Consider the following 3589-nt stretch of genomic DNA (forward strand, 5'->3'; position numbering starts at 1 on the left):
GCCAGCAACATGGTCATCGTGTGTGACCACCGCGCCTGGACCCTCGAAGCCGAGACCGCGATCTACACGCTCAACCCGCAGGGAAGCGGCCTGCTCGCCACAGCAAAAATCCCCGCCCAACGGGACGGGGATCACGCAAAATGCGAAGAACCATCACACTTCGTGTGGAAATAACGTGTCGATCACCACGAACCCATGATCCTCATTCGGGATGAATTGCAGCTCACGCCCAGATGACCGCATCCGCGGATTGCTGGAGCCGCTGTCACCGGCTCAACGGTGGCCCTGTTGCTGAGATCGAACCCCGGGCAGTCAGTTCTGCGGCTACACCTCGGGGTGGCGCGGCGATGCCCCGCACGTACCGGGCCGGCAGAACGCCCTGGACGTCGGCGGTGATCAGCAGCACGGGCCGTCCGTTCTGCGCGAAGCTGGCCAACCTGCTTGGCCAGCTGTCCGGCGAACTCGTCGTCCACCGTGGCCGGGAAGTCGGAAAGGTAGATGTCGGCCGCCGCGACCACCGGCCAGAGCCTGCGGTGCCGGCACCTCGACCACCTCAGCACCCAACCATGCCTGCCTTAGCCAGCCGCTGGCTCACACCCGTTCGACCGGGATGCTCCTAACGCACACTCGACAGTGTGTCCCGGGACGGCGCTAGCGGATATCCGTCATCCATGGTGACCGTCTGAGCGCTCTTGGCTAGCGTCGAACTCAGTCGGGCCACCTCCCAGCGCGACGGCGCGATCCCCGCCTCGGCACATCCTTCGCACCGCCGTGCCTGTGCTGGATGACGGATCTCCGCTTGGATCGCCCGAGCCGACAAGCAGCCGTGCGCCACGAATTCAGGGAGAAGAGCCATGGCCGAATACCACAGACCAGCGTCTCGAAGGGCCGCGCCCGGCCGGAAGGTCTGGCTTGCGATCCTTGTCGCAGTCTTGATACTGCTCCTCCTTCTCCTGATGTTGGCTTTCTGTCGGGATACATCGACGCCGACGCCTGTGGGATCCCCGTCCGTTTCGGTCAGCGCGACCGCGTCGCCCAGCGCGTCCACCACGTCGGCCGCCCCGTCGCCGTCGCTCTCTGTCAGCGAGTCAATGAGCCCGACGGCGACGGCGACTGCGGGCCCTCTGCCCAGCGGAGCACCGAAGACCGGCGGCGGCAGCACGGCGGGTTGGAACAGTGGGCTGGTGGTGAGTGGAGTCATCGTGCTTCTGGCTGCGGCAGCGGTCGCGTTGTCCACCCGACGGCGCAACTACCGGCCGTGAGACCAGGCCGGTACCGGCTCGCGGCCCGCCTGGTGGCGGCCGGGCTCGCAGCGATCGGCACCATCATGGTGGCGGCCGGTGTACGGCCGAACCGACCACCCCGCCCGACTACATCGACCATGCAGTGGAGCGCGAGCACGACTGTCACCGCCTCACCCTACTTTCCGGCTCCTGAATCGCCTGGACCTGCCGCACTGGCCCGATCGGTCCCGCTGCGCCTCGACATTCCGGCAATCGGTGTCCACACCAAGCTGGTCCCGCTTGGGCTTGAGGAGGATGGGTCAATCGAGGTGCCCCCGCTGACCGGTGGCGCCCCCGCAGGCTGGTACCGCAACCTGGCGTCACCGGGCGAGTCGGGCACCGCGGTGATTCTCGGCCACGTGGACAGCGCGCGGGACGGGCCGGCGGTGTTCTTCCGGCTGGCTGCGCTGCGGGCCGGGGACACTGTGTCGGTGGGCCGGACCGACGGCAGTACGGCGGCATTCACCGTCACGGACGTCGTCGAGTACCCGAAGAGCGCTTTCCCGGCCGAGACTGTGTACGGCCCGGCCGATCGCCCTGCACTGCGGCTGATCACCTGCGGTGGGCAGTTCGACTATGTGCGCCGCAGCTACCGAGCCAACATCGTCGTGTACGCCACCCTGACGCATGCCGATCCGCGCCCTTCCACTTAGACCATGCCTAGGTAGCTGGTGTTAAACGGCGGTTGATCGGGTCCCGGTCGACCGCCGTTGTCGCGTGGGTGGTGTCGGTTCGGTGCGCTGGTTCGAGGGTTTCGGGTGCTGAAACCGGTGCTGGGGCGGCGGTGGAGGCCGTTCAGAGCGTTTGTCGGGTGGGGTCAGCCGGGGCGTGTGGTCCTCAGAGGGCGGTCCGCAGTAACTTGACCTGATCTATACGTTGCGTCCGGTTGGTGTCCTTCCGGCGGGTTCGCTGTGGATAGCGGCCAGTCGATGGGTCGAATGTGAGTTCTGGTCGTGACCGTCCGGGCGGATCAGGCGTTAGCCCGGTCATGGGTGATCGAAAGCGGTATCCCAGCGATGTCAGCGACGAGCAGTGGGAGCTGATCGGGCCGTTTCTGCAGGCGTGGAAGGCCAAGCGGGTCGCGGTGTCGGTGTCGGGCCGCGAGGGTGACTATGACCTGCGGGAGATCGTGAACGCGATCTTCTACCAGAACCGGACCGGCTGTCAGTGGGCATACCTGCCGCACGACCTGCCGCCGAAGTCGGCCACCTACTACTACTTCGCGCTGTGGCGTGACGACGGCACCGATCAGGTGATCCACGATCTGTTGCGCTGCCAGGCCAGGGAGAAGGGCGGTCGTGCCGAGGATCCGAGTGCGGTCGTGTTGGACACCCAGTCGATCCGGGCGGCGAACCACGTCCCGGCCGCGACGACTGGCAAGGACGCGGCGAAGAAGGTGTCGGGGCGTAAGCGGGGACTGGCGGTGGACGCGTTGGGGCTGATCATCGCGGTCGTGGTGACCGCGGCGTCGGTTACCGACAACGCCATCGGCATCCGGCTGCTCGACAAGGTCACCGAACACACCCCGACAGTTGCCCGCGCATGGGTCGACGCCGGGTTCAAGCAGGACGTGGCGCTGCACGGCGCCGTCCTGGGTGTCGATGTCGAGGTCGTCAAGCGGTCCGACAGCCGGCCCGGGTTCGTGCCGATCCGCAAGCGGTGGATCGTCGAGCAGGTCAACGGCACGCTGATGCTGCACCGACGCCTCGTGCGCGAGTACGAGAGCCGACCCGAATCCTCGGTGTCCCGAACACTGTGGGCATCGATGGCGAACATGGTCCGCCGGCTGACCGGAACCAGCGCACCCTCCTGGCGGGGCCGGTGAACCTTCCCACGGTCCTCGACCTGATCGCCGACCGCGAAACCACCACCAGCCAGACCGCCACCCGACTCCGCGAACAGATCACCGCCCTCACCAGCGAACTCGCTCGCGTCGAGGGTGAACTGGCCGACCTGGCAACCACCCGCACTACCCTGCGTGCCCTCGCCGCCGCCGAGTTCACCGCCGACGACCCCACCATCGCCAGCACCCCCTACCAGCAGATCCTGGCCGTCCTTCGCGCCGCACCGGCCGGCATGCGCGCCAAAGACATCTGCCTCGCCCTCGACGTCGAACCCTCACCGAAACACGTCGAAGGCACCCGCGCAAAGCTCAAGCGCATGGTCAACCGCGACGTCCTCACCGAAAACGAACCCGGAGTGTTCACCCTCAGCCAGAAACGGACCTAATACTCCGAACCGCCCTCTCAGGCGGGGTTGAGGGTCCAGCCGTGGAGGGTGTGGGTGAGGCCGAGGGTGGCGAGTCG

At 67.0% G+C, this 3589-nt stretch carries 3 protein-coding genes; all 3 read left to right on the forward strand.

Translation table 11 applies throughout. The features are described 5' to 3' along the window. Positions 1-1381: 1381 nt before the first annotated feature. The 3 genes from ACL02O_RS33825 to ACL02O_RS33835 all read left to right on the forward strand — a co-directional run bounded on the left by ACL02O_RS33825 (position 1382) and on the right by ACL02O_RS33835 (position 3512). Complete coding sequence (locus tag ACL02O_RS33825) at positions 1382-1936, forward strand: class F sortase (RefSeq protein WP_412822254.1); 555 nt, start codon at positions 1382-1384, stop codon at positions 1934-1936. A gap of 335 nt (positions 1937-2271) precedes the next feature. Beyond that, complete coding sequence (locus ACL02O_RS33830; protein ID WP_412822255.1) at positions 2272-3108, forward strand: IS5 family transposase; 837 nt, start codon at positions 2272-2274, stop codon at positions 3106-3108. Continuing rightward, complete coding sequence (locus ACL02O_RS33835; protein WP_412822256.1) at positions 3105-3512, forward strand: hypothetical protein; 408 nt, start codon at positions 3105-3107, stop codon at positions 3510-3512. Before ACL02O_RS33830 ends, ACL02O_RS33835 begins: the two co-directional genes overlap by 4 nt. Positions 3513-3589: the final 77 nt, after the last annotated feature.

Origin of the sequence: Micromonospora mangrovicola, assembly GCF_047200535.1 — a bacterium.
Classification (GTDB): domain Bacteria; phylum Actinomycetota; class Actinomycetes; order Mycobacteriales; family Micromonosporaceae; genus Micromonospora.